Consider the following 26,305-nt stretch of genomic DNA (forward strand, 5'->3'; position numbering starts at 1 on the left):
TGACCAGATGGTCAATTTATCAACTGGGTTTTTATTATCTAAAATAATCATAGGATGTGGCTATGTTGAAGTTATTGGCGCTTGATCGATTTACAGTTTTGTTAGTTGGAATGGTACTACTAGCAACATTTTTTCCAGTCAGTGGTCAAGCAGCTCAATATTTCAATACACTGACCACAGTCGCGATTGCAATCTTATTCTTTTTGCATGGTGCGAAACTATCACGTGAGGCTGTAATTGAAGGTATTTTGCATTGGAAAATGCATTTACTGGTCTTCGCATTTACTTTCTTTATTTTCCCTGTAATTGGTCTGTTGGCTAAGCCAATTTTATTACCTCTGTTAGGTCAACAGCTGTACTGGGGTTTTTTATTTATGTGCTTTTTACCCTCTACAGTTCAATCCTCTATTGCATTTACATCAGTGGCAAAAGGGAACGTGGCGGGAGCGGTATGCAGTGCATCTTTTTCAAACTTGATTGGTATGTTTATTACACCAGTCTTGGTGAGCTTTTTTATTTTAGGCCAAAGCCAACATGGATTTGACCCGACGACTTCAATTATACAAATTACATTATTACTGTTAGTGCCATTTATTTTAGGTCAATTATTACGTCCTTATATTTTCCCTTATATGGCAAAAGTTCCGAGTATTGTTAAAGCATTCGATCAAGGCTCGATTTTGATGGTGGTGTATGGCGCATTTAGTGGAGCAGTAGTTGCAGGGCTTTGGCATCAAGTAAGTTGGAAAACTTTACTGATTCTAACAATTGCGTGCTCAGTACTTTTAACAATTATTATGCTATTAGCACTTTATCTACCACGTGCTTTAGGTTTTAACCGAGCAGATCAAATTACAGTTTTCTTTTGTAGCTCCAAAAAGACCTTGGCAAGTGGTGTTCCGATGGCGCAAATCTTATTTATTGGCCAACCTTTAGGCATGATCGTGTTACCTATTATGATTTTTCACCAAATACAGTTAATGGTGTGTGGGGTGATCGCAAATTACTTGGCTAAATCCCAAGATTAATTCGCAAAAGAAAATTATTTGACGTATAATGTTGCCCACTTGTTGTGCTTAGCTCTAACCCTAGAGGTTTCGGTGGGCCAAAAGAATGGTCTGTTGTGGTGTTGATCTGCTCATTTTGAGCCTGTCCTCAACTTAGTTGAGAGTGATCAATTGCGATGACAGCTTAAGCCTTTCTTCCAATTAGGAGTAATCGACGATGCGCGCCGATATTCACCCAAAATATGAAAAATTAGTTGCAACTTGTTCTTGCGGTAACGTAATCGAAACTCGTTCTGCTTTAGGTAAAGAAACTATCTACCTTGACGTATGTTCAGCTTGCCACCCATTCTACACTGGTAAGCAAAAGAATGTAGACACTGGTGGTCGTATCGACAAATTCAAACAACGTTTTGCTGGTATGTCTCGCTCTATCAAGCGTTAATACTGCAACACGAAACAAAAAACGGGCTTTATGCCCGTTTTTTGTTTTTCAGTACAAAACCATTATTGGTCTTGTACGTCTGTTAGTCGATCAAGTTTTTTCTGGAAATAACGACCTTGTAAGAAACGTGTTTCCACATTCCATGCATTAGCAAATAAGTTCATGTCATCTAGATCACCAAGTAAAATCCCCACAGGTTTTACAGTCAAATAGTTCAAAACCTTTTCTTGTAAGCGTGTTAGACCATCATCTGAGTTTAATAGCTCTGTTTTCTTCGATTGCAGTTTTAAATATTGAACGTCTAGTTGTTGCAATATTGATTCGCTATAAATAGAAGAGCTGAAATCCCGAATCGAAATTTCTGCGCCGTGTTGACGTAAGCGAGCGATGTGTTGCTGGGCAATTGCAAGATGAGGTTGAATCGCTTGTTCTGAAAATTGTAAAACCAGTGGGCTTTCAAGCTTACTCCCAATAATGGTGAGTAGTTTTGAAATTAACTCTGGGAAGGATTTATCTTTAAGCAAGATATCGATATTCAGGTTAATAATCAGTTTAGCTTTAGGGTACTGAGTAATAAAATTATGTAGTTGCTTACATGCCTCAACCAAAATCCAGCGATCTAATTGGATAGAAAGTTCGCTGTCTTCTCTTAATTCAGTCAAGTCATTTATGTCATACCATTGTTCATCGCTAATAAAACCGCTAGTCACCTCATAGTTATGGGTTTCTTGATCGTGCTTATCGTAGATCTGCTGATATTTTAAATGAATTTCACTTCGAGCTAGTTGCTGCTTTAATTGCTGCAATAACGAAGATTGCAAAGGGGCATCGACTTGCTCAAGGCTTAGATCAAGCGATATAGGCGAGTTGGTAGGCTCAGGAGAGATAATATCAATGGTTGGGGCCAACTCAATTTCTGCCTGCGCCTTAGGTAGCTCTTGCTGACTTGTTTGCTCAAGTAGCTTTGCAAAACTATCTTCATTTAAAGGTTCAGTAATTGGAGCATAGCTCAGCTTAAACTGGATTGAGTAGTTAAGCTCATTGATCTTTAATAAATGCTCTTTTTGCAAACTTTGCAGACCAGCCAGTTGAGAGTTAAGGACTGTGCTGTTTTCAGCTTGTAAAACGCCAACATAGGCACCAAGTTCAATATTAAAAATCGGCATTTGTGCCTGTTCTTTTAAGAAACTTTGCAGCTGATTAAAATATTGTGCAGGAGTTTGCCAATCTTGTTGAAATACTCGTTCTGGACACTGAGTTAAGCGAAATAAAATTAACGCGTTGGCTTGAGCAGGGTGTGTCGTTAGCTGACGATTAATCTGTTGCCATGGTGTAATGACATTGTAATTTTTTTCTGAAAAAAGAGTATTTGCAGGTGTTGCTAAATCCAATTGGTAATCAATGGTCAACTGTACCGCATTTTCTTCCTGACTCGGAATAAACTCTAGTTTTAGAGCATTGTTACCTGCAATTGCTGCATGTTGACTTTGAATTTCAAAACGTGCCTGATCAAATTGGCCTAATGAAATTTTCTTAAATCGTTGTTTAAAAAAATTTAAATCATCAGGTTGTAAAACATCTAAGATGGGCAGACCAATAATCTCGTCTTCTTGCTTAAAACCAAAAAGGTTGAGATATTCTGTGTTTGCCTTGACATGCATGCCTTCTTGAAAAAGGGCAACTGCTTTATGGCTGTTATTGACCAATGTTTGTGTATGAGAGTGAATCGTTTCTAACTCATTGGTCAGGCGTTGTTCGGTTTGTAATAACTGGCTATATGACAACGTCCGAATAAGAGTGATATAAAAATAATCTAATGGTTCTAATGGAACTACATCATAAATGCCTTTTTGAATATACGCCTGATATTGCTGAGGTTGATAATCTTCAGGTTGTAATAATAAAACAGGTAAATTTGGCTGTTCAGATGCTTGAATAAGGGAGAGAGTTTGTTCAATTTTTAGGTCATAAGCACGACCAAAAATAATAGCATCCCATGGCGTATTTAACTGTTTTTCAAAACTTTTTAAATCATCAAGTAATAATGCCTGAACTTGATAATCATTCCCCAATAATAAATTTAAAATCTGGTTATAACGTAGCTGGTTGTCATCAATAATGAGTAAACGTGTTTCAGTACGTTTTAACTTTTTAGATAATAAAGAGTTTCTCACTTTAGTGCTTCCCATAAATCTTGAGTGCTAGAGTTATTACCCTTTTTCATCATGAACTGATCAAGCAGACCTTGTTGCTGCTCATTCAAAAGCTCGAAATGAAATTGAATAAAACTTTGCGTAATGAGTTGTGCTTTGAGTAGATACACTTTGATTTCTTCTGTCCCCAATCGTAAATGAATTGTTTGTTGCTCTCTAAAAATTTGAGAGCCCGGTAAAATAAGCGTGTTTTGTATTTCTTCTAGATTTTGTGTTTGTAGTAATAGTGCGGGATGATAATTGCGAGTATGGCGCTCAGCTTGGATATGCACTGAACAAGGGAACATGGCTTGCGACAAAATCTCTAAACCTAACTCTAGGGATTTTTCTGTCGATTGCTTAATCCAGCGAATCACGCCACCGCGCCATTGTCCGTGCAAAGTCTCTTTAACTAAAATGTATTCACCGGTTCTTAAGTTTTTCGGTGCTTCGCCAGACCATTTAATACGGTATCCATTGACACTAATATCAAGAACCGTAGTTTGATAGATGGTTTTGCTCTCACGACTCAAGCGCTGATAAGAGCTGGTTGATTGCTCTTTTTTCTCTAAGTTGGATAAAACTTTAGATTCGCTTTGTAAGTTATAGTTATGGTTAAGCTGTAGCGTTTCTTCAAAGTTTTTTGCTTTCGACAGATAGAAGTGAGCAGTGCTTAATCCAAAACAAATTTGAAGTTCTGCATTGTACTCATAACGTTCATGACGACGTTGAGCCGTGGTTCCTAAAATTGTTTGAACATGAAACTTTAAAGCTGGGCTTAAATAAAACTTTTCATTCTTAGAAATATATTGAGCATTTTTATGCATGGTTGCAGTGACATGCTCAAGCAAAGCTTGCGTACCAATGAAGATGCTAGGATTAAAGTTAGAGCTACGCTTTGTATTATAAACAGGGGGATGGTCTTTATTTGGATCGACCACATATTTCGTTAACGCGGTATCTTTCGGCAAAATATGAATCATTCTTGCCCAGTCAAAACTACATTGAAATAGTGCCTGAATCTCTGACTGGCGAATCTGGTTGGTATTTAAAATATCCAGCAAAATCAGTTGAGCATAGGCCTGAGTGATATTCGCTAGAGGATGTTGAATACCCTGAATATGGTTAATATTGATGAGATGGTATTTATGTTGAACTGCGGTTTCATAAAGCTGATGCGCAATTAACCATTGACCTTTAAGCGGCTCGCTATAGAGCATATGCTGTTGATATAGAAGACTCGTTAACTGCTTTAGAGCATGAAAAGTCGATAAGGTGCGTGCCGTTTGCAAATTCTTTTTTTGTTTATAAGCAAAGAGTGAAAACTTTTGATGCTGGAGTTGCTCATGACTGTTTTGCGCAATATTCAAATAAATACTGGCAAAATAGCAGCGGAGCAACATTGCTAATTCAATAATGTGCTCATTACGGTCTGTACTAATCACGCCTTGGTTAAAGAAGTTTTTCTCTAGGCTGGCGAGTACATTATTAATGGTCGGATGAAGCGTTTGTATGAGATCGAAACGTAGCGTCTCACTACACTTTAACTCGTTGAGCTCTAAAATGGCTGTGAATAATGCTTTTGACGTATCGCCAAGTTGCATAATAGAAAGGGTAGTGACCCATTCATTAAGATCTTTAATATTGGCTTCACAAAAGCTTAACCGTTCACGAGTGAGTTCGGTTTGATTGTGAAAAATGTCCGACAGCGCATTATTCATCATCACTTATTATATAACTCAAAAAGTTGTAGCCCCAAAAAGCGGTGTTTTATTCTTTTCGCCCGCAATTTCCCTGACGAGTTTAGGAACCAAATACCCCGGTAGGTTCGCTAACACGTCACGATAGATCTCATCTATCTTGGATGATTCTAAATCAAAATGTTGTGCACCTTTTACTTTATCTAAAACATGTAAGTAATAAGGCATAACGCGAGCTTCAAATAAACGATAACTTAAATCAACTAAGGTCTGGGCAGAATCATTCACACCTTTCAGCAATACTGCCTGATTCAGTACAGTAATGTGATGGTCAGATAACTGCAACAATTTTGAACAAGTAAAGTCATCGAGTTCAGAAGCGTGATTTGAGTGTACCACCAGAACTATACGCAGCCTACTGTTTTTTAATAAAGAAATTAGCTCTTCGTCGATCCGGTTAGGAATAACAATGGGGACTCGTGAATGAATTCTCAGAATCTGGATTTGTTTGAGAGATGATAGGCGTTCTAACCAAAGTGCCAATTTACGGTTAGAAAGCGTAAGCGGGTCACCACCACTTAAAATGATCTCATTAATATTTGGGTTTGCTTCAATATAATTTTTAATATTTAGCCAGTCTTCATTTTTTGGCAAATTTTCTTGATAGGGGAAATGGCGACGGAAGCAATAACGGCAATGTACGGCGCAAGCACCAGTCAAGGTTAATAAAAAACGCGATTTATATTTATGTAATACACCCGGTAATTGATTTGCTGCTTCTTCACCTAATGGGTCAGTCACAAACTCAGGATGTTCTTCGAGTTCTAAATGATGAGGTAATACTTGTAGCAAAAGCGGGTCAAGCGGGTTTTTAGCGTTCATTTTTCCGACGAACGCGCGAGGAACACGCAATTTAAACTTTTCAGAAGCCAGAATCGCACCCGATAATAGCTGTTCTGAGGATAACTCGAGTAGGCTTAGCAATTCAGAAGGATCAGTAATAAGGTCACTCAGTTGAGATTGCCAGTTTTGCTCTTGGTATAAATAGTTTATCATTTGACACGATTAAGATAATGCAACAACGCATTATATCGCATAGTTGACTTGTTAAGTTTGGAGTGTGCCTTTCATGGCCTATTATTCTACAAATGATTTCAAAGCAGGCCTTAAGGTTATGCTTGATGGTAACCCATGTTCAATCATGGAAAACGAATATGTAAAACCAGGTAAAGGTCAAGCGTTCAACCGTGTAAAATTACGTAACCTTAAAACCGGTAAAGTATTAGAAAAAACTTTCAAATCAGGTGACTCTTTAGAAGCAGCTGACATCGTTGAAGTTGAAATGGAATACCTATACAACGATGGTGAAATGTGGAACTTCATGGATCCTGTATCTTTTGAGCAAATCGCTGCAGACAAAATTGCAATGGGCGATGCTGCTAAATGGTTAAAAGACGATTCAAATGAAAAATGTACAATTATGTTGTTCAACGGCGTACCTTTAACAGTAAGCCCACCGAACTTCGTTGTATTGAAAATCGTTGAAACTGATCCGGGCGTACGTGGTGATACATCTGGCGGCGGCGGTAAACCAGCTAAGCTTGAAACAGGTGCGGTTGTTCGTGTTCCGTTATTTGTTCAGCAAGAAGAAAGCGTTCGTGTAGATACTCGTACTGGCGATTATTTAGAGCGTGCATAATAGTTAAAAAATACACTATTATCGAAGGGATGATGTAAATCATCCCTTTTTTTATGCGAAAGTATAAGAGGAAAAAAATTAAAGGAGGAGTACAGTCACAAGGATTTGTTAGAAAACAGTACATAACAATATAAAAATGCTGTAGTTATTTATTGAGAGGTTAAGAATGGACACAATGCAAGCGAAATCTACGCTTCCCTCCAAGCTGGTCTGGAGCCTAGTGGCAATAATAGGTGCAATTTCTTTTGGGATGCTGGCACTCAGCCGTGGTGAACATGTCAATGCGGTTTGGCTTGTACTCGCTGCAGCATGTGTATATAGCATCGCATATCGATTTTATAGTCTATTCATTGCAACTAAAGTATTTGAATTAAACCCAAGACGTTTAACCCCAGCGCATCGTTTAGCCGATGGTCTGGATTATGTTCCCACCAATAAATATGTGCTTTTCGGTCACCACTTTGCTGCAATTGCAGGAGCGGGGCCATTAGTTGGACCAATTTTGGCTGCACAAATGGGCTTTTTACCCGGAACGATCTGGTTACTGGTCGGTGTGGTACTGGCAGGTGCGGTACAAGACTTTTTAGTTTTATTTATTTCAACACGTCGAGACGGTCGATCGCTTGGTGAAATGGCAAAACAGGAACTCGGTTCTTTTGCGGGGATTGTTGTTATGCTCGGCGCGCTGGGTGTAATGATTATTATCCTTGCGGTACTGGCATTAGTTGTGGTGAAAGCACTTGCCCATAGTCCATGGGGTGTTTTCAGTATTGCAGCGACGATTCCAATTGCATTATTTATGGGCGTTTACATGCGTTTTATTCGCCCGGGACGTATTGCTGAAGTTTCAATTATTGGCTTCGTCTTAATGATGCTTGCGATTGTTTATGGTGGACATGTTGCAGCAGATCCTTACTGGGGTGAATTTTTCACTTTAACAGGTACACAGCTCACATGGTGCTTAATCATTTATGGCTTTATTGCATCAGTTTTACCTGTCTGGTTATTGTTAGCACCACGTGATTATCTATCAACATTCCTTAAAATTGGTGTCATTCTTGGCTTGGCTGTGGGTATTGTGATTGCATTACCTGAATTGAAAATGCCGGCAGTGACTCATTTTATTGATGGTACTGGTCCTGTATTCTCTGGTAGCTTATTTCCATTCCTATTTATTACTATTGCCTGTGGTGCTATTTCTGGCTTCCACGCACTTGTATCAAGTGGTACAACACCAAAACTTGTGAATAACGAAGCTGATATTCGCGTGATTGGCTATGGTGGCATGCTCATGGAATCTTTCGTCGGTATTATGGCGATGATCTGTGCAACTGTCTTAGATCCAGGCGTGTACTTTGCGATTAATGCTCCTGCGGCTGTAATTGGTACAACTGTAGAATCAGCGGCAGAAGCTGTGCGTAATCTAGGATTTGTCGTTACTCCTGAAATGTTAACCGTGTTGGCTCAAGAAGTAGGTGAAAGCTCGATTCTTTCACGTACGGGGGGTGCGCCGACTTTTGCGATTGGTATGGCACATATCATTTCGGAAATTTTTAATAGCCGTGCCATGATGGCGTTCTGGTACCACTTTGCGATTTTATTCGAAGCATTATTCATTTTAACTGCTGTAGATGCGGGTACTCGTGCTTGTCGTTTCATGGTGCAAGACACTGTGGGTATTGTTATTCCTGCGGTTAAATCTTCAAGCTCATTCTTTGGTAATTTGCTAGGTACTGCTGTTGCGGTAGGTGGATGGGGCTTCTTCGTCTATCAAGGTGTGATTGATCCGTTAGGCGGTGTCAATTCACTCTGGCCTTTATTTGGTGTGGGTAACCAGATGTTGGCTTCAATGGCGCTCATTTTGGGTACAGTTATTCTGTTTAAAATGAAAAAAGAAAAATATGTATGGGTAACGATTTTCCCAACAATTTTCTTGTTCATTACCTGTATGACTGCGGGCTGGCAAAAGATTTTCCACGAAAATCCAAAGATTGGTTTCTTAGCGCAAGCGAATAGATTTTCAGATGCGATTGCTCGTGGTGAGATATTAAAACCAGCAAAAACACTCGAAGAAATGCAGACGATTGTGATGTCGAATCAAATCAACGCTGCGCTTTGTGGCTTCTTTATGATCGTTGCGATTGTGATGATCATTGCTGCAATTGGTATTGTGCGCCGTGCATTAGCAAGCCCGACACCAACTGCTCATGAAGCACCAGCTGTATATGCGGACCCAGAAGTGGTAAGCCCACGAGGAGAGTCATGATGAATTTTAAATTTGCAAAAAATGGAACTGTCATTATTGCGAAAATCATCAAAATGACAGTGCTCTCACAAAAAGAGCTATTGCTTTCTCCAAAGAACTGGTCGCGCATTGCAACCTTGTGGCAGCGTTTGCAGCAAAGCTTCCGACTCATGGTTGGGGTTCCAGACTATCAAACTTATCTGGAGCACATGAAAGCTCATCATCCTGATTTAACACCAATGGATGCAAAGACTTTCTACCGTCATTGTGTTGATTCGAGATATCCATCGGCAGGTGGTAATTTAAAGAAATGCCCTTGTTAAGTTGAGATTAATAGTCAGCTAAAGAAACGGTATGTGGTTAAACCATGTACCGTTTTTCTTTTTTGGAAAATGAAAAAGAGTTTGCTTAAAGTCTGCTCATTTGTATTTTTTTCAATTGAAAATCACTTGTTTTGCTTTTGAAAAATGAATATGATGCTTTCCATTCTAGGTGTATAGCTCAGTTGGTTAGAGCGCTACGTTGACATCGTAGAGGTCTCCAGTTCGAGTCTGGATATACCTACCAAGATTTTAAAGTCATATAAACTCGAATAGCTTTACATGACTGAAAAAGCCCTAAACTATAATGGTTTAGGGCTTTTTTGTTGCTTTATATAAACTAACATAAACTCATATAGCAGACAGATTCTTGTATCATCGTGTGTATCATGATTCAATTACTGAACTCATGATACAAGCTTGTTTGCCATAATTTGTATGAAAAGAACCGCAATTAAGAAAAGACCCTTATCTGATACGACTTTGGCCAGTCTTGAGCCAGAAGATAAAGACTATAGAGAACTAGATAGTAATGGGCTGTATTTCCTCGTACAAAAGAAAGGAAATAAATCTTGGCAATTAAGATATAAAAAGGCTGATGGCAAATGGTCATGGATGGGGTTAGGAGCTTATCCAGCTATTAGTGGAGCATTAGCTAGAAAGAAGGCAAATGAAATATTAAATAAGCTCTCTAATGGTGAGATGATAGAAACTAAGGCAGATATAAGAAAACAGGCCACTGAGCAAAAAGCGCTGCTATTCAAAAATCTAATGTATGACTGGTTAAATACTAAAGAGCCAAATTGGGGATTTGATACTTTTGATAAAGCAAAGAAATCTATCGAAAGACATATTATTCCTAAATTTGGAAATAGAGACTTTACTGGTATTTCACCTAAAGAGTGGTTTGATTTCTTCCAAAGTCTACAGCGTGATTTAGGTATTTATACTCAAACTGAAAAGCTGACGTCTTATTGTCGAAATGCATATGATTGGGCAAAGTTCCAAGAGAAAATAAAATTTAATCCGTTAGAAGGCATAACAAAACATCTTGATAAAAATCAGGGTGGAAATATGAAGTTTGTCGATATTGATGAATTTCCTGCTTTGATTAGAGCTATCAGAAGTTATCCTAAACGGGATAAAGCAATTGGTTTGGAATTATTTGCTTTATTGTTTCCACGTCCTGTCGAATTAAGATATGCCACTTGGGATCAATTTGATCTTGATAAAGCTGTGTGGATTAAGCCAGCTGTAATCATGAAAAAAGATATTCCTCATGCTGTACCTTTACCACGTCAGGCCATAGTCCTTTTAAAAGAATTATTAACTTATAAAACTGAATCTAATTTTCTTTTCCCTGGAAGAGGAAGCTTAAGCGAACCTGTTTCAGACAATACATTTAATACAGCATTGAATCGATTGGGATATAAAGATAGACAAAATCCTCATGGCTTTAGACACATTGCAAGTACTCAGCTAAATAATAGATTTAGCGATAAAGAGCAGGTAGTAGAAGCCACACTGGCACATTTAAAGAAAGGTGTTAAAGGTGTCTATGACAAAGGGGCCCATTTTGAAGAGCGTGTAGGAATGATGCAGTGGTGGGCAGATGAGATTGATAGGCTTATTTGTGCGCCTTAATTTGTCGCTAAACTTCAACTCATATGTATTTATATAGTTGAATATAATCTATATTTAGTTTGCTAGGTCTAGGTTTGCTCCCGAAAGTTGAATACCTAATTCGATTGGCTTAGCTATTTTTATTGGGATGCTATGGGAAGGTATACGTGACCATAAAACATGATGATTTAGAACATGAATTGATTCTCTACTTAAAAGAAATATACAATTCTGATAGTGCATTATTGAATGATCTTTTTAATCTTTTTGATTCGATAGGTATTCAAGATATGCAATTATTACATGAATGTATGATTAATATCTGTAAAAATAAAATGACCCCTCAAGTGGTAAGCGTTTTTGAAAAAAATGAGAATGAAATTATAAAAAAAATTAAAGATGCATCTAAAATAAAAATGGAAGATTATGCTTATATTTCTTTAGCCGATGCTTATATGACTTATCAAGCATGTTTCTATATTTTTGATAAAGAAATATTACCAACGGATGAAGACATAAACTTTGCAATAGAGTCGTTTGATAGAATTTATAGCATGATAGGAAGAATTTATTCCCATATAGTAAATGACTCTAATGTTTTTGGAAAAATACAATCATTAGGCGGAAAAAGCAGAGCAAAAAAATATGATTCTTATAAAAGTGAAATTTTTAGAGAATGGGAGCAAGGTACCTTCCACAGCTATTCTAAATGTGCGAGAGATTTTTCTAACAAATTTAATCTAAATCCAAAAACAATAGAACTATGGCTATCAAAAAAATATAGCAAATCTTAAAAGTCACCCAAAATGGAAGCACAATACCCATTGTTCTAGCATAATGGGTATTATGCTAGAACAAATATTTTTCAATATAAAAATCATAAACATACTAGCTCCACAATATAGACCTATGTGGAGCTAAATAAATGCAACCAATTCGAGTTACGTATAACCAAGCATGTGAGTTATTGAGTATTAAACGTAATGCTTTGCGCGAACTCACCTTAAATGATCCAACTTTCCCTAAAGCTTATAAAGCCGGCACGACTCGTCAGGCGCCGGTCTATTTTGATTATGCACAACTAATTGAATGGCATAACAACCAAATCAAAAGCCAAGCCAATGCAGAATTGGAGGCTTAAGAAATGAATCAATTAGTTAATCAATCAATTCTTAAGATGACTAGTTTGGAAATTTCTGAGTTGGTTCAATCTGAGCATAGAAATGTAAAAGTCTCAATTGAGAGACTTATGCAAAAAGGAGTTATTCGAAATACGCCAATGACGAATTTCGAAAGAATCAATAACTTAGGGTTTACTTCAAAAGTTGGTGTATATGTTTTTGAAGGTGAGCAAGGCAAACGAGATAGCATTATTGTTGTTGCTCAGCTTTGTCCAGAGTTCACGGCGAGTTTAGTCGATCGCTGGCGAGAGCTTGAATATAAGGTTAAGGATGAAGTGGTGGTAGATATTTCTAATCCTCATGCTTTACGCCGCGCTCTTTTGGATTATACAGAGCAAGTAATTCATCTTGAAACTCAGAATCAGTCTTTAGAACGAACCATCGACACCATTACTCAAACACCTGCAGGTGTGAAGTTTCAGCAAGCATGCAAAATCTTAAATATTAAAAGAGAAGTATTGGCCAATTGGCTACGTAAACACGCTTGGGATCGCAAGCTTAATGGAGTGCGTGCTTCAACCTACTATAGCCAAGAGCGTGGTTATTGCGAAACCAAGTATGAAGAAGTGGCTCGAATTCGACCTAATGGTGATCCATATACCTTTACTAAAATAGAGTTCTTCATCCTTCCTAAAGGTATGAATGTTCTAGCTAAACATTTTGGTAAGGGGGCTTAAGATGAAGAGTTTTGTTTTAGCTTCTTATGCACCGCTTACTGAAGAAGATGATAGGGCAGATTTGGTTGTGAATGACCACGCCATGAAGTTTATTGAAACCCTCGCCATAAATGGCGAGCTTCAGGAAGTTAAAGATACTCGAGAATTATTATTGCAAAACCCATCTGTGCAGGATGTCTTAGTTCTGCACGCTGGTAGCCTTCAGGTATTACTCACCAGTATTATGGGAGAGCCGCCTTATGGAAAAGCATAAGAATCTGTTATCCATATTTTTAACAATACTTCTTGCAAGCTGTCATGTGCCTAGTTATGCTAAGGACGTTCATCAAAAAGCAGATGAGCTAACCTTGGCCGGTTACAAGTTTTCACTAGGCGCACAGTCCGCTCATAGGACTTTTTTTGTGCGTGAAATCTCTATGCACCTGCATGTTACGGCGGGGCTGGAGAGGGACACCTTCGGGTGTGCAGGTGACCTAGTGAGCCTGTCGGCCAACCCTTTTCAGCTTCGCCACCCTCATTTGGCCGTGAATGGTGAAGCTTCTAATGAATCGCTAGGAGCGCATTAATCATGCCTAATAACAACTCGTCTTTAAAAAATTCTCATATAGAAATTGCTATAAAAACTTATGACGCCAGTGATGTGTCTGAAGGTTATGCGTTGGCATATGAACAGGTTGCTGACCTCGCCGTAATGCTTGATTCCATTCGTAGTAAATATGAAAAAACAGCAGAGTACTTACAACAAGTCTATAGCGTGCCAGAAAGTGTATTTAAAGATTTAAAACGTCTTTTGAGTATTACAGATAGCATGATTGATGAAAATCTGGAGTTTTCCAAAGCACAAGAAGACAAGTTTCAAAAAGAATATGAGGAGTCACAAGCATGACTAAACGTGACACCTCAAACATGACGTCAAGTGAAGTTTTGACTCATTGTCAGGTATATACACCTGATCAAATTGAATATCTTCAGCATAAAATTATCCAGCGTTTTGGTGGACCTAATCAGGCCATTTACATTGATCGAAATAGAGTTGAGATAGATAAAGTTGAATACTCTAATCCCTTAATTCTGCCGATCTATAACGGCGAATTAAGTATCATCCAATGCGCCGTTCTGGAAAGTGGAAAAACTATTTCTGTCTTTCCTGATGGATTAGCAAGAGGGTTTGCTTGTTATGGTGAATTACAGCATGACAAGCCTGTAATGATTACTTATAGCCTTGAGTCTTTCTTTAAGATTGCTTCTAGTGGGTTATCTGTAGCTCTGGTTGTACTCAATAACTTATGTGCTTCTCGCTTAGCAAAAACGCTTAAGGCTTTTGATTTTGAGCAGATCCAGTTTGTCATTAATCAATTGACACAAGCTGGTTTTAAAAAGCTTTACCTACCTGTAAGACCTGAATATTTCAAAAATGATGCCTTTCAGAAGCTCGAGCAGAATACTTGTGTTCGCTTAATTAACCAGTACCAGAAAATTGATGAGAATGAGTTTCTAATTGAACTGACTAAAGATGAAGATCCGAAAGAAGTTGCAGCATTTTTAAAAGAAGCCATTGCCAGACTTCCTCATACTGAACCTTTACCAAAAGGCCATTTGGCCAAGCCATTTAAATGGGGGGATGGACGCTTTCATCTTTTAGAATCTGGATTGTACTTTTTAGAAACGAATAACAAGGGAGATGACTATAAGCGTTATATTTCTAGTCCAATTAAAGTCGTTGCTCTGACTCGAGATAATTCTAGTACCTCATGGGGACGGTTGCTCGAATGGTACGATCCAGATGGTATTAAGCATCTACAAGCTGTTTCTATGGAGTTCTTCCAGTCTGACGGCGTAGAACTACGTAAAGCACTTTCTTATCAAGGAATGACAATAGCGCCGGACGCTAAAGCAAGAAGTCTATTGCAAAGTTATTTGATGAGTTATCCAGTTGAGCAGAGGGCCTTATGTGTCGATCGCGTAGGCTGGCATGATGCAGTATATGTATTGCCTCATTGTGAAGTTGGCCAAAGTAAAGATAACGATTTAATTGTCTATCAGGCTGTTCACGGTTTAGATAATCGCTATCAACGCAATGGTTCTTTAATTCAATGGAGAGAAGAGGTATCTAAGCTCACACAGAACCATAGCAAGTTAGTTTGTGCTATTAGCACGGCATTTGCTGGCCAGCTTTTAGGTCCACTTGAACAACAGAATGGAGCAGGCGTTCATTTCGTTGGCAAATCATCAAAAGGTAAATCAACAGCATTATTTTTAGGCTGTAGTGTATGGGGTAAACCGAGCCGTTTTTATCGTACATGGAGAGCAACCGGCAATGCTCTGGAGCATACAGCTTATATGCACAATGATAGCTTTTTGGCTTTAGATGAGATTGGAGAAATTGCCAATCCTAAAGAGTTAGGCAACATTGTTTATATGCTAGCCAATGGATTGGGTAAAGCTCGTTTAAACAAGCAAATCACAGCTAAACCTGCTTTTAATTGGAAGCTTATCTTTCTGTCGAGTGGGGAAGAAGGACTTAAAGATATTATGGCCAAGCATGGTCAAAAGGCCAAACTAGGACAAGAGATCCGGTTAATCGATATTGATGTAGATCAGTCAGAGTATGGCGTGTTTGACAGTATTGATTTTGCTTCGGATGGTGCAATTCAATCCAGAATGTTAGTAGAACGTTCGAATATGTATTACGGTGAAGCGGGTATAGCTTGGCTTGAATATCTTTGTAGTGATAAAAATGAAATTATTAAACACGCTCGACAGTTATGGGAGCAATACCGAGAGCCATTGATTGATGGTCATTCAGAAGGACATATTATTCGTGTAGCCAATACATTCGCATTGATTGCTACAGCTGGAGAACTGGCAACACAAGCCGGAATAACGGGTTGGAAAAATGGTACTGCATTTAGTGCTATACAAGCTGTTTTTAAACAATGGTTAGGTAGCTTTGACCGAGTTGGTAATTATGAAGATCTGGAAATTCTGGCTCAAATTAAAGCTTTCTTTGAAGCACATGGTAATAGTCGTTTTGAATGTATGACACCAGATGCGGAACATCTAGATAAAGTTATTAATCGAGTAGGTTATTGGAAGATTGAGAACGGCGAAAAGAAATACTTGGTTTATCCGGAACAGTTCAAGAAAGAACTTTGCAAAGGGCTGAATCCTAAACGTGTCGGCAAGTTACTTATACAACGTAGATGGCTGGATCATCTAAATAATGGCAAGTCTACTAAGCTCACAAGAGGAATTGATGGCATGCCTAAAGCAATTCCTATGTATGTATTTAATGAAAAGGTACTTACAGATGATCTGGATGAACTCTAGGAATGGTGAAAAAACTGAGGTTACAAAGGTTACTGAGGTTACAGCCTTATGGGACAAGGCTTTGAGGGTGTAACCTTTTAAAAAAGAGAAAAGGTTACAGATTTCTGAGGTTACATAGCTCTATCTAATTCATTAATACGGGGGCAATAAAATGGCAATGAGTAAGAAAGAATTTTTGAGGATGCTTGAGCAGCAAGAAGGGTACGCCGTGAATGAGTGGAAGTCTCTTAAGAAAGAGACTCCACCATATGGCCAATCAATAATTACATTAGGCAAAGATGAAGAAGGGTACTTCCATCACACCAATAAGGAGCTCCTAAACGGTGATGAGGAAATCCTTGTTGAAATGGGAGTGACTGATTGGCAAATAAAAAATATAAAAATTCAGAATTAAAGAATAAATGAGTTAATTATCAAGTGGAATTGAAAGCATACTCAAAAAATAATGGAAAGGAACAGGCAGTCTATAGTGCCTACATGCCGTGAGAATTAAAGGAGAAAACTCATACTTTATAGCTGATAAGTCATTTATTTTCTGATTTTCTTTACATTCACTTTTGATTTGTTTGAATGCGGTATCTAATTCTTCAAAGGAAATACCAGTTAAAGTAGTACCATGAATATCAGTATTTTTATAGAAATGTTCTTCTGAGTATTCGTCTGGATTCCATATCTGCATTGTACATTCAGGAATATACTCTTTTACCATAATTTTTAAGATGTTTAATAATTCTGTGTTTTGAAAGTAATAAGAAAAAAAAGCTAATAATGGATAAAGAATTGAACCTTTCGTTACAGACTTTCTATACATTTTAGAGCTACTACTTGGATGTTGAATAAGGCTAAGATATTCATTAAGAGTAGAAGGATATCTTCTATTTGATCTAAATGATTCATAGATAATATGAGTCATATCTGTTAACCAGCTATTTATATCCTTATCATTCTGTTCATTTTCTAAAAGGTATAAAATAGCTAGGGAAATTTCTATAGCTTGCTCATCTTTGTATGGTTGAAATAAAATAGGATTATTTAAAATTAATTGCTTGATCGATTTTGATAATTCTTCATATTGCTCTAAAGCTTTTTCTTGAAAAACCTCTTCCTGTTTGTAAGTGTATAAACGACTATAAAACCAATTTGACCATAAACCAAATAAAGCTGTTTTACCTAAAATATCAAATAGTTTTAAATTTACGTCTACTTCAGAGTTAGGATGTACCGCAGCAGATAATGCATGTAATTTATTGCAATGCTTCAATATTTTATCGAGATATTTTTGATTAATAGAAAAATAAAGCATTAATATTGAATTAAAAATATTTTTAACTTTTTTTGAATTTTGGTTTTTTGATGTCGCATGTAATTTAAAAATAGTCCAACTTAATAGAATTAACCTTTCAGATGATAGGAAAGCTGATTCAAGATTGTTTTCACCTTCACACCATGAATTAAGGATACCTAAAGCTAGATAACATTGTCTAAGAGAAGTGAGATGTTCTTTTACATCTTTCAATTCTAGTCCAGTAAATATAAAAGATAATAAACTTTTAAAATTTGCGAAAGAAACCTCAGGTTGATCGACTAATGCTAGAGATTTTCTAAGTAAAGATTTTACCTCTTCATTTAAGAATAATTGTTCATTAAAAAGATATTTTTCTAAAAAACCTGCAATACGATCGCCGCCCCATCTAGTGAAGCTAACTGTATCTGTTGAATTTAATTTTTCATATTGTGCAATGTTTAGTTCCAATTCTTGTTTTAGATCGCCACCAAATGTGAGACATATCTCGATTGGAAAATTTTTAAACTCAACAGGGATATGGGTTGGAATATACACATCTCTAATTTCATTTAATGACGGGCGTAAATCTTGAGAATTACCACTATCCCAATCTTGTCTTCCGAGGTGACCAGATTTGATAGAAAATAAGTATATTTTTGGGGGACCATCTTCTATTGATCCAAATGCGGAAATATCCACTCCATATTGTCGATTTCCTATACTTGGTGCAGATAAAATTTGCAATCCCATCTGAGAAAGCAGGTCTGGTAAAAGTGCATCTAGTTCATTTCTTTCTTTTAAAGAGGCTAAGTATTCTTTAATAATTAATTTCATTTTAATGCCTCACCTCTGCAATGAATTAAAAAGTTATAAAGAGTAAGAGGATCCAATATTTCCATTGAAGGAAATTCTACACTATGACTAAATTTTTGCATTTGGACTGTTTGACGAAAACTTCCTTGCGACGTATGCACAAGAAAAGCTGAACTATTGCCATATAATAGTGTGCTTGTTGAGAAACTTGATATTAGAGAGTTTTCATTTGGTTCTTCAAATCTTTTTTGCATTAAGTCTTGTTGATATTTTCTATAAGTATAGCTCTCTAATTGAGATGGCCTCAATTCCTTAATTTTATAAGCTTCATTAAGGTTTTTATGATATTCATCTAAATTTTTTAAACATTCATCAATATGTTTTTTAATTTTTTTATCTACTTTTTTTCTTTGTTCTATTATGTAATCATGAACTTTTCCTGGGTAGCTTATAAGAAGAGGGTTGAAAATTAAATTAAAAATCTTTTTTATTATTTTTTGATCTGTACAAGTTTTCAATGTAGAGAAAATTAAACTAATAGCTGTTATTGGATTTGTGAAATACCAGCCACATGCTTTTCTCGCTAAATAGTAAAGATCATTATCATGATTTTCTTGTAATTGGTTTAAGTCAAAATAAATAACTATTTCTTTTTCTAAAATAAGATTTCCTGCTGATCTGCATAGAAAACCATCTTTACTTAGAAACCATCTGGTAATTAAAAATGATAAATCTTCTTTATTTTCTTCACTTAACAAGTAGTAAGATAAGAAAAAATTAAAATTTTTAATGGAAATTTTATGCTCAGATTGTATGAAAATTCTTTCTAGAAATTTTATTACCATTGCAAAATGTTGGGAAGAAATGTTGTATAAAATGTGATCTATTTTTCGTAATGTATTGATTGAATCTAATTCGACGTTTTCTAATTTATCTAATAAAAATTGAATCATTTCAATATCAAATTCTTTTCCATTGCTTTGCAACTCTACGGCTATTGAATGTAAAACAATTTGATTTGATGGATCTAGATTTACTATTTCATTAAGTTTTTTTAAAATTTGGAGTTTGAGATCTTTTTCTCTAATGTAAAATTTAAGTAATGTATATGTAAGACCAGAAAGAACATTTTCATTAGAATTACCAATACTTTTTTCGAGAATTAATTTTGAGACTTCCTCATTAATAGGAATATTTTTAATATTTCCTAAGGCTAATAATGTATTTGCCACTATGTGATTTTTTTCAGATGTCAATAAATTCATGATTCTATCTAAGCAAATTTCTCCACTATTTCTAGAAAGTGCATATAGAGTAGGAGTGATTAGATTGATAGAAATATCTATATTAATTTTTAGAATATAATCTAAAGCTAAAATCGCCTGTTCTAAATCTTGTCCAATTATTGTTTCATATATACCTATAAGATGAGAATATTCAATATTATTTTTTAATGCTAATTTTTCAATGGTTGAGACTAGATCAGCTATAGAGGAATTTTTAATGTACTTAGAAGATTTATTAATAAAATCGATTAACATATATGTGTCTATTTTATCTTCATAAGACTCGAGATTTGATAATTCTTTAAAGATATTTACTTTCCCATTATTGTGTATTTCAGCAAAAAAACATGCTAAATCCTCATTGTTGATATCATCTAAGTATTTGTTATATATGAATGTTAATGGTGGTTTGTTTTCAGTATTCTGTTCCCATAGTTTAGAAAAATCATTTTTTGTCATATCAAACCTCGGAATTTATATCGTTAAATACTAAATCTATCTGCATTGAGTTGTTCTTATTAAATTTTGGATTTCAATATATCTTTTATAATAACATCTCATCTCAATATATCCACCAACCTTATGAATTATTTGAAAATTAATATTCTTTGTATTTTTAGTTTTTGAACTGTACATTTATTACAAATTGTAGAATCTCGCCAGATAATTAACATCTAAAACACAATTCAAATAGCTATAAGATCTTCACAGCGTAAGCCTTACTTCAACTTTTCCTAGCTACATCTAGCAAAATTAGTCTTACGGCACTATATTTTTGGATACTAGTGAGATAGGTTCTAACCTATATAGCACAAGCTTTACGCCTTTTCCGGCAAATACCTTCTCGTAAGACTACGTAAGAGTAAATAACTAAAAATTCATTTTTAAATTTTGTATGACTACGTATAACAAAAGGGAAAACTTTAACTCGAAATCACTTCTCATTTCCTTGATGGCCAACTTATAGAAAGATCATTAAATTGCTCTCAAAGGTACACGAATAATACATCTCATCTATTTTTGATAATTGAAATTTCATCAAGGGACATCAAGGAAACTCTCATTTTTTTTACTTATATAAAGTGCTCGCAATTTACCTTGACAGGTTACTCTCCAAAAGCTAATTAGTTTTCATTTAAATCTTTTATATACCAATGGTTACAGAATATTTTTACAAGCTTTAAAAAATTGAATTTCGTCAAGGTACGTCAAGGAAGCTTCTGCTTTTTGTGTATATGAAGGGTTTGCAAGTTAGGTTGATATAGAACTCCTAAAAACAGAAGACCTGTCTCAAAGTTTTATATAGCAAAGTTTGCAGGCAATTTTAATAGATTAGAAAAGTTGAATTTCATCAACGTACATCAACGTAAAATAGCATTTTAAAATTTAATCTTTAGTTATTTATCCAGTAATAGAGCTTTTAGCTGTACAACAATATTTTTGAAAATAGCATTTATGCTAGGCAGGGCAATGATTTCGGCTTTTTTATAGTTTTGATTTCGTACAGCTACGTACAACAAAAAGCGTGATTTATATTCAATTCTGTCTAAGTACGTCTAAGTAATTTTGCTTTACGTCCATTTATATAAAATACGCCGTAAGCTATGTGCCATAAGGGTTCGTAGCTTTTTTAAATATTCATCTCGTAAAGCTACGTAAAGCAAAAACATGATTTTTATTCAATTCTATCTAAGTACATCTAAGTAATTACTTGGACGACTCAGCTATGGATAATAATTTAAAATGCTCTATAAGCTATGTATATCAATGGATGAAGCAGATTTCTAGAAAGTATATTTATCTAAACCTGTCCAAGTACGTCCAAGTAAATTTTGCTTTACAGCGTTTTATGAAAAATACACCGTACGCTATGGGTCAGTAGGGTTTTAGTTTTTCTAAACCTCCATCTCGTAAAGCCACGTAAAGCAAAAAACTTAGCTTTTTGTTTGACGGCGGTTATCTTTAGTTTCTTTGAAAAACTAGATATAGAAAGGCCTTGACTGAATTTTGAAGCATTGAATTTGTCAAACTACGTCAAACAAAAAAATATTTTCTTTATTGATTAAAATTTTAATTCTTCAGGAGTCACTTCTTTAAAAAAATTCAAATGAGAAAAACTCATAGATCGAATACTTTTACTCACTTTTTATTAAATTATATTTATGAGATTTTAGGGCTTTCCTGAGAAATGGATCATAATTGAAGAAATTCAAACCATTTATGCCGAGAATATCTGGTTTATTCGCTATTAGTATGTTCAAAAGATAATTTTCATAGTAAATAGCGGAATAAAAGAACTCGAATTGGAAAAGAGTTTTTAAGGAAATAGGACAAATTAGGAGTGTCCATGAAAATTAAGCCATTGCCGCCAATGAACAGCTTAATTGTATTCGAGGCAGCCGCACGCCACCTCAGTTTTACAAAAGCTGCAAACGAATTGAATGTTACTCAAGGCGCTATCAGTCGACAAATTCGACAGCTCGAAGAATATTTAGGTAAGGAATTATTCCTAAGAGCTAATCGAAATATTTCCCTAACTCCTACTGGATTGCAATATTATCAAACGATCTATAGTGCTTTATTAGATGTCGCCCAAGCTACTGCTGAAATCAAGAAATGGCAAGGAGAGCATCAAATAACTGTGGCTACGACTAATGCTATGGCTGCTCTTTGGTTACTCCCGAAAGTGGCTGCTTTTCAACAGAATAATGAGGGCGTTGATTTAAGAATTTTAACGACAGACAATATTTCAGATTTGCACAAAATGGACTTCGATCTGGCATTATTTTATTGTCGTGTCCCTCCAGCGGGAATGAGAGTTACTACACTATTTCCTGAAGAGGTTTTTCCTGTTTGTAGTCCAAATTATCTTGCTCAATTTAAAGACGATACCTCTCCCGAAGAGATTTTTGGAAAAGCTCTATTATATTTAGATGACGCTCAAAAAGATTGGATTACTTGGTCTGAGTGGTTTGAAGCGGTAAATTATCCTATTGTAAAACCAAAAAATAGGGTGAATATCAACAACTATCCAATGCTTTTGCAGGCCGCAATTAATGGTCAGGGTGTGGCTTTAGCGTGGGGTTCACTCGTGGATGATTATTTACAAAGTGGTGCTTTAGTTAGACCTGTTGAGACTGTTCTTCGTACTCAAGCAAATTTCAGTATGCTAGAACCAGCAGATAGGGGAGTTATTCCTTCTAGTGTTAAGCATTTCCGCAGTTGGCTGCTAGATCAATTACCAGGGCAAGTTGGACAAAAAGGTCTAAATTAATTTTTAGTAATAATTTTCTCTTGAAAACTAGGAATTTTGATATTTCTAGTTTTCAAGACCTTCAATTAATTTGATAAAAGCTTAGTTTCAAAAGGATATAATGTTAAAATTTCAGGACCCTTTTCTGTAATTAATATCTGATTTTCAAGTTTGACACCTGGTCCACCAGCTTTATGACCTACATAACTTTCTACACACATCACCATTCCTGATTCTAATACGCCATCATAGCCATAGCTATCCCAAGCCTCTTTAAAGTAGATGCCAGGTGCTTCATCACATAATCCAACCCCATGATAAAGGAATGAATAGTGGTTATATTCATTTGGATCATACTGTAGAGCCTTATGAGTAAGCTCTTTATAAGTTATGCCAGCCCGCAATAATTCGGTATTAAAGTGAATTTGATCATATGCCATCTGATAAATTCGTTTTTGCTCATCGGTTGGAGTTTCATCCCCACACAACCAAGTTCGTGAAGTATCAACACAAATACCATAAGCACCGATCATATCCGTATCGAATCCGACCAACTCACCATTCTGAATGATACGGCCGCTGCATTCTTGGTACCATGGATTACAGCGTGGGCCAGATGAGAGTAAACGAGTTTCAATCCATTCACCCCCACGTGCAATATTTTCCGCATGTAAGTATGACCATAGGCGTTGTTCTGAAACACCTGGTTCAAGATGATCATGCATCACTTTTATTGCTGAATCTGTAGCATGTACAGCACAACGCATAGCATTGATTTCATCTTCACCTTTAATTGCACGTGCAAGCTCCATAATAACTTCGCCGTTTTCAATGCTTAAGCCAAGATGTTCAAGTTCTTTGATACCTTCGTCATTACATTTATCAATCGCAATTCGTTTATTGCCTTTACCAAATTGTAAAACAACGTCATAAATTTCGTTTGCCCATTTTTTCACTTGTTCATCAATGCGAGAACCTGCACAAAAATAAAACCATGAAATACAAGGACGAATTTGGGTTACCACCTTAGAATGTTCAGCTAGGAAATCGCAATGGTCAAATTCCCAAAGTACTACCTGTCCCTCTGCAGAAATATAGGTATATCGACCAGCATTATGCAATAACCATACTTGCATATTAGTTGTGCCTGTAGCATAGCGGATATTGATTGGGTCATATAACAATATTCCAGCTAATCCTTGTTGCTTCAGTAGAGCACATATACGGTTTAAACGATATTGATGCATTCGATCAAGGTTAGGAAGAGTGAGGCCTGCTTGCTGCCATTCAGAAATAGCTAAATCACCTGGTCCAATCTGATGCATATTTAAATGTTCAGGGTGACGATTACCAATACGATTTTGATGAAGTTTCATATTTTTCATATTGCTTCCTTGATGAGATTTATCTTCCTATAATTCTTTGTTAGAAATTTATTATGGTTTAACTATTTGTTTTAAATTGAAAATATAAGTTTAGAAGAGAGTTTTAGATTATAACTTTCTTCTAAACTGTGAGATAGAAGTCTAGATTATGCTTCAGGCTCAATCTTCGGATGTTTAGGTACAACGTTAATATTTGCTATATCTTCTTGCCTGAAAGCTTTCATAAGTGCTACAGCCATAATTGTGAGCAAAACAATAATAGGGAACCCAAATAGTGTGACAGCGGCTTGAATCGCTTTGAGACCTCCTACATAAAGCAAACCTAGGCTGATTGCAGTAACAAACACACACCACAAAAGACGAGTACGGATAGGAGTGTCTTTTTCAGATAAGGTATCAAGGAAACATAGAACATGTGTTCCGCCATCTTGTGATGTTACAAGATAAGTAATGAGTAGAAGACAGGTTGCAATACTAAGAATTTGTCCAAAAATACCTCCTCCTCCAACAGCATCAAATAAAGCAAAAACGGCGAGGGTACTGTCTTTTTGTGTCGCTTTTACTATAGGACCACCAGTAAACTCTTCCTGTGGTTCTGCTTTATCTTCAGTTTGAGAAGTAATGGTAGGATGTGTTGTTGCAGTGGTTGATTGCGTATTCTCTACCAAAGCTGATTGCTGTTTTTCAAATGTATGGCGAGAGTCTTGCTCAATTTTTAGAGCTGAACCGCCGAACACTGCAAACCAGAAAAAAGTAACCAAAGTTGGAACAACAAGCACACCTGCAATGAGTTGACGGATAGTACGTCCTTTTGAAATTTTAGCAATGAACATCCCTACAAATGGAGCCCAAGTTGACCACCATAACCAATAGAAAGCTGTCCACCAGTTTTGCCACTCGGAGTCTTTTTGAGTATCGCTCCACAAACTCATGCCTACAAAATTAGATGTATAGTTACCAATACCTTCTAAGTAAGAATTAGTAATGTATCTAGCAGGTCCAATGAGCATAAGGATTACAATCAAAATGATTGATAGGATAATATTAAGTTCAGAAATACGGCGCATTCCTGTACCAATACCGCGCACTACAGAGAAAGTGGCAATACTGGATAAGGTAATCATGAGAATAAATTGAACAGTTGTGTTGGTTTCTAGGCCAAAAACTTTATGTAATCCAGCATTTATTTGTAAAACACCTAAAGCGAGAGTTTGAGAGATACCAAAAGTTGTGACAACAATTACGACAATATCAATAAAATGTCCGATAGGACCATAAATACGATCGCCAATAAGCGGATGTAAAATTGAACGTAAAGAAAAAGGTAGACCTTTACGATAAGAAAAATAACCAATTGCTAACGCTGCTATACAGTAAACAGACCATGCATGTAATCCCCAGTGAAAGTAGGTAATTTGCATTGCCATACTAGCTGCTTCATCCGTGAAGCCTTTTGTAAATGGATTACTCGCATAATGGTTCATTGGTTCAGCAACGCCCCAAAATACTAAACCGACTCCCATGGCACATGAAAACAACATCGAAATCCATGCAAAATAACTGTATTCAGGTTTATCTGTATCTTTTCCCAGTTTTATTAAACCATAACGGCTGCACATGACATAAATTAAGAAAAAGCAGATCGCTGTAACAGATAGCAAAATGAACCATTTCATATTGCGCAGTAAGGCGCTTGATAAATCAGCAAATATTTTCGCTGCTTCGGTTGCATAAATTGCGCAAAAAAGTACAAATGCGACTACTAATATTTTTGAAATAATTGAAACCGCAGAATTGGATTCAGCAACCCTTGTTGTACGCATAACTCCTCCTTGGATGCGTGGCAAACAGCTAGAATCATTAGCTG

22 protein-coding genes and 1 tRNA gene are annotated in these 26,305 nt (G+C 36.2%); 16 read left to right on the plus strand and 7 right to left on the minus strand.

The features are described from left to right. Window positions 1-56: 56 nt before the first annotated feature. Window positions 57-1,028 carry a bile acid:sodium symporter family protein gene (locus HLV59_RS05090; protein WP_171429448.1) on the plus strand — a complete coding sequence of 324 codons (972 nt, stop codon included), beginning with the start codon at window positions 57-59 and terminating at the stop codon, window positions 1,026-1,028. Window positions 1,029-1,224: 196 nt separating this feature from the next. Then, the gene (rpmE, locus tag HLV59_RS05095) at window positions 1,225-1,449 is read left to right on the plus strand and encodes a 50S ribosomal protein L31 (protein WP_001200845.1); all 225 of its coding nucleotides are present in this window, start codon (window positions 1,225-1,227) and stop codon (window positions 1,447-1,449) included. Window positions 1,450-1,511: 62 nt separating this feature from the next. Here rpmE and HLV59_RS05100 read toward each other — a convergent pair whose 3' ends face one another. Genes HLV59_RS05100 through epmB form a run of 3 tightly spaced genes read right to left on the minus strand, consistent with a single transcriptional unit; the run spans window position 1,512 to window position 6,397 of the window. Beyond that, on the minus strand, window positions 1,512-3,623 hold the full coding sequence (locus tag HLV59_RS05100) for an EAL domain-containing protein (protein WP_171429449.1): 2,112 nt from the start codon (window positions 3,621-3,623) through the stop codon (window positions 1,512-1,514). Next, window positions 3,620-5,365, minus strand: a complete 1,746-nt coding sequence (locus HLV59_RS05105) for a hypothetical protein (protein ID WP_016146037.1) — start codon at window positions 5,363-5,365, stop codon at window positions 3,620-3,622. Before HLV59_RS05105 ends, HLV59_RS05100 begins: the two co-directional genes overlap by 4 nt. A 15-nt stretch (window positions 5,366-5,380) precedes the next feature. After that, complete coding sequence (epmB, locus tag HLV59_RS05110; RefSeq protein WP_057106448.1) at window positions 5,381-6,397, minus strand: EF-P beta-lysylation protein EpmB; 1,017 nt, start codon at window positions 6,395-6,397, stop codon at window positions 5,381-5,383. A gap of 73 nt (window positions 6,398-6,470) precedes the next feature. Here epmB and efp point away from each other — a divergent pair, with 73 nt between their 5' ends. From efp to HLV59_RS05175, 13 genes are all read left to right on the plus strand, one after another. Beyond that, window positions 6,471-7,040, plus strand: coding sequence for an elongation factor P (gene efp, locus HLV59_RS05115; protein ID WP_002118666.1), 570 nt, complete (start codon window positions 6,471-6,473; stop codon window positions 7,038-7,040). Window positions 7,041-7,206: 166 nt separating this feature from the next. Then, window positions 7,207-9,306 carry a carbon starvation CstA family protein gene (locus HLV59_RS05120; RefSeq protein WP_171429450.1) on the plus strand — a complete coding sequence of 700 codons (2,100 nt, stop codon included), beginning with the start codon at window positions 7,207-7,209 and terminating at the stop codon, window positions 9,304-9,306. Then, window positions 9,303-9,608, plus strand: coding sequence for a YbdD/YjiX family protein (locus HLV59_RS05125; protein ID WP_002118393.1), 306 nt, complete (start codon window positions 9,303-9,305; stop codon window positions 9,606-9,608). Before HLV59_RS05120 ends, HLV59_RS05125 begins: the two co-directional genes overlap by 4 nt. A 167-nt stretch (window positions 9,609-9,775) precedes the next feature. Then, window positions 9,776-9,852 (plus strand) — tRNA-Val (locus HLV59_RS05130). A gap of 191 nt (window positions 9,853-10,043) precedes the next feature. Further along, a complete protein-coding gene (locus HLV59_RS05135) occupies window positions 10,044-11,249 on the plus strand; it encodes a tyrosine-type recombinase/integrase (protein ID WP_171429451.1) in 1,206 nt (401 codons plus the stop codon). 146 nt (window positions 11,250-11,395) lie between these two features. Then, window positions 11,396-12,022, plus strand: coding sequence for a hypothetical protein (locus tag HLV59_RS05140; protein ID WP_171429452.1), 627 nt, complete (start codon window positions 11,396-11,398; stop codon window positions 12,020-12,022). 131 nt (window positions 12,023-12,153) lie between these two features. Next, on the plus strand, window positions 12,154-12,369 hold the full coding sequence (locus tag HLV59_RS05145) for a transcriptional regulator (protein ID WP_171429453.1): 216 nt from the start codon (window positions 12,154-12,156) through the stop codon (window positions 12,367-12,369). A gap of 3 nt (window positions 12,370-12,372) precedes the next feature. Beyond that, window positions 12,373-13,086 carry a phage antirepressor KilAC domain-containing protein gene (locus HLV59_RS05150; RefSeq protein WP_171429454.1) on the plus strand — a complete coding sequence of 238 codons (714 nt, stop codon included), beginning with the start codon at window positions 12,373-12,375 and terminating at the stop codon, window positions 13,084-13,086. A 1-nt stretch (window position 13,087) separates the two neighbouring features. Continuing rightward, window positions 13,088-13,339 (plus strand): hypothetical protein, encoded by a 252-nt coding sequence (locus tag HLV59_RS05155; RefSeq protein WP_171429455.1) that lies wholly within the window; start codon window positions 13,088-13,090, stop codon window positions 13,337-13,339. Next, window positions 13,326-13,652, plus strand: a complete 327-nt coding sequence (locus HLV59_RS05160; RefSeq protein ID WP_032037858.1) for a hypothetical protein — start codon at window positions 13,326-13,328, stop codon at window positions 13,650-13,652. Before HLV59_RS05155 ends, HLV59_RS05160 begins: the two co-directional genes overlap by 14 nt. 2 nt (window positions 13,653-13,654) lie before the next feature. Beyond that, the gene (locus HLV59_RS05165; protein ID WP_032037860.1) at window positions 13,655-13,972 is read left to right on the plus strand and encodes a hypothetical protein; all 318 of its coding nucleotides are present in this window, start codon (window positions 13,655-13,657) and stop codon (window positions 13,970-13,972) included. Continuing rightward, window positions 13,969-16,416, plus strand: a complete 2,448-nt coding sequence (locus HLV59_RS05170) for a DUF927 domain-containing protein (RefSeq protein WP_171429456.1) — start codon at window positions 13,969-13,971, stop codon at window positions 16,414-16,416. Before HLV59_RS05165 ends, HLV59_RS05170 begins: the two co-directional genes overlap by 4 nt. 151 nt (window positions 16,417-16,567) lie before the next feature. Then, a complete protein-coding gene (locus tag HLV59_RS05175) occupies window positions 16,568-16,810 on the plus strand; it encodes a hypothetical protein (protein WP_171429457.1) in 243 nt (80 codons plus the stop codon). 12 nt (window positions 16,811-16,822) lie between these two features. On the opposite strand, the gene HLV59_RS05180 is transcribed toward HLV59_RS05175, so the two are convergent. After that, complete coding sequence (locus HLV59_RS05180; RefSeq protein WP_171429458.1) at window positions 16,823-18,535, minus strand: hypothetical protein; 1,713 nt, start codon at window positions 18,533-18,535, stop codon at window positions 16,823-16,825. Further along, window positions 18,532-20,259, minus strand: a complete 1,728-nt coding sequence (locus HLV59_RS05185) for a hypothetical protein (protein ID WP_171429459.1) — start codon at window positions 20,257-20,259, stop codon at window positions 18,532-18,534. The genes HLV59_RS05180 and HLV59_RS05185 overlap by 4 nt, the downstream gene beginning before the upstream one ends. 1,888 nt (window positions 20,260-22,147) lie before the next feature. On the opposite strand from HLV59_RS05185, the gene HLV59_RS05190 reads away from it, so the two are divergent. Next, on the plus strand, window positions 22,148-23,074 hold the full coding sequence (locus tag HLV59_RS05190) for a LysR substrate-binding domain-containing protein (protein WP_016140393.1): 927 nt from the start codon (window positions 22,148-22,150) through the stop codon (window positions 23,072-23,074). Between the two features lie 65 nt (window positions 23,075-23,139). Here the strand turns inward: HLV59_RS05190 and HLV59_RS05195 are convergent, their stop codons facing one another. Then, window positions 23,140-24,438, minus strand: coding sequence for a M24 family metallopeptidase (locus HLV59_RS05195; protein ID WP_171429460.1), 1,299 nt, complete (start codon window positions 24,436-24,438; stop codon window positions 23,140-23,142). Between the two features lie 146 nt (window positions 24,439-24,584). Beyond that, window positions 24,585-26,261, minus strand: coding sequence for a BCCT family transporter (locus HLV59_RS05200; RefSeq protein ID WP_016140395.1), 1,677 nt, complete (start codon window positions 26,259-26,261; stop codon window positions 24,585-24,587). Window positions 26,262-26,305: the final 44 nt, after the last annotated feature.

The sequence above is a fragment of the Acinetobacter lactucae genome (assembly GCF_013122135.1).
GTDB lineage: Bacteria > Pseudomonadota > Gammaproteobacteria > Pseudomonadales > Moraxellaceae > Acinetobacter > Acinetobacter lactucae.

What these genes read in the sequence shown, in the direction of transcription:
- HLV59_RS05155 (WP_171429455.1), top strand. Translation starts at nt 13,088, where the DNA reads ATGAAGAGTTTTGTTTTAGCTTCTTATGCACCGCTTACTGAAGAAGAT.
- HLV59_RS05180 (WP_171429458.1), bottom strand. Translation starts at nt 18,535, where the DNA reads ATGAAATTAATTATTAAAGAATACTTAGCCTCTTTAAAAGAAAGAAAT.
- HLV59_RS05170 (WP_171429456.1), top strand. Translation starts at nt 13,969, where the DNA reads ATGACTAAACGTGACACCTCAAACATGACGTCAAGTGAAGTTTTGACT.
- HLV59_RS05185 (WP_171429459.1), bottom strand. Translation starts at nt 20,259, where the DNA reads ATGACAAAAAATGATTTTTCTAAACTATGGGAACAGAATACTGAAAAC.
- HLV59_RS05175 (WP_171429457.1), top strand. Translation starts at nt 16,568, where the DNA reads ATGGCAATGAGTAAGAAAGAATTTTTGAGGATGCTTGAGCAGCAAGAA.
- HLV59_RS05145 (WP_171429453.1), top strand. Translation starts at nt 12,154, where the DNA reads ATGCAACCAATTCGAGTTACGTATAACCAAGCATGTGAGTTATTGAGT.
- HLV59_RS05135 (WP_171429451.1), top strand. Translation starts at nt 10,044, where the DNA reads ATGAAAAGAACCGCAATTAAGAAAAGACCCTTATCTGATACGACTTTG.
- HLV59_RS05190 (WP_016140393.1), top strand. Translation starts at nt 22,148, where the DNA reads ATGAAAATTAAGCCATTGCCGCCAATGAACAGCTTAATTGTATTCGAG.
- HLV59_RS05120 (WP_171429450.1), top strand. Translation starts at nt 7,207, where the DNA reads ATGGACACAATGCAAGCGAAATCTACGCTTCCCTCCAAGCTGGTCTGG.
- HLV59_RS05125 (WP_002118393.1), top strand. Translation starts at nt 9,303, where the DNA reads ATGATGAATTTTAAATTTGCAAAAAATGGAACTGTCATTATTGCGAAA.
- efp (WP_002118666.1), top strand. Translation starts at nt 6,471, where the DNA reads ATGGCCTATTATTCTACAAATGATTTCAAAGCAGGCCTTAAGGTTATG.
- HLV59_RS05105 (WP_016146037.1), bottom strand. Translation starts at nt 5,365, where the DNA reads ATGATGAATAATGCGCTGTCGGACATTTTTCACAATCAAACCGAACTC.
- HLV59_RS05160 (WP_032037858.1), top strand. Translation starts at nt 13,326, where the DNA reads ATGGAAAAGCATAAGAATCTGTTATCCATATTTTTAACAATACTTCTT.
- HLV59_RS05150 (WP_171429454.1), top strand. Translation starts at nt 12,373, where the DNA reads ATGAATCAATTAGTTAATCAATCAATTCTTAAGATGACTAGTTTGGAA.
- rpmE (WP_001200845.1), top strand. Translation starts at nt 1,225, where the DNA reads ATGCGCGCCGATATTCACCCAAAATATGAAAAATTAGTTGCAACTTGT.
- HLV59_RS05200 (WP_016140395.1), bottom strand. Translation starts at nt 26,261, where the DNA reads ATGCGTACAACAAGGGTTGCTGAATCCAATTCTGCGGTTTCAATTATT.
- HLV59_RS05195 (WP_171429460.1), bottom strand. Translation starts at nt 24,438, where the DNA reads ATGAAAAATATGAAACTTCATCAAAATCGTATTGGTAATCGTCACCCT.
- HLV59_RS05165 (WP_032037860.1), top strand. Translation starts at nt 13,655, where the DNA reads ATGCCTAATAACAACTCGTCTTTAAAAAATTCTCATATAGAAATTGCT.
- epmB (WP_057106448.1), bottom strand. Translation starts at nt 6,397, where the DNA reads ATGATAAACTATTTATACCAAGAGCAAAACTGGCAATCTCAACTGAGT.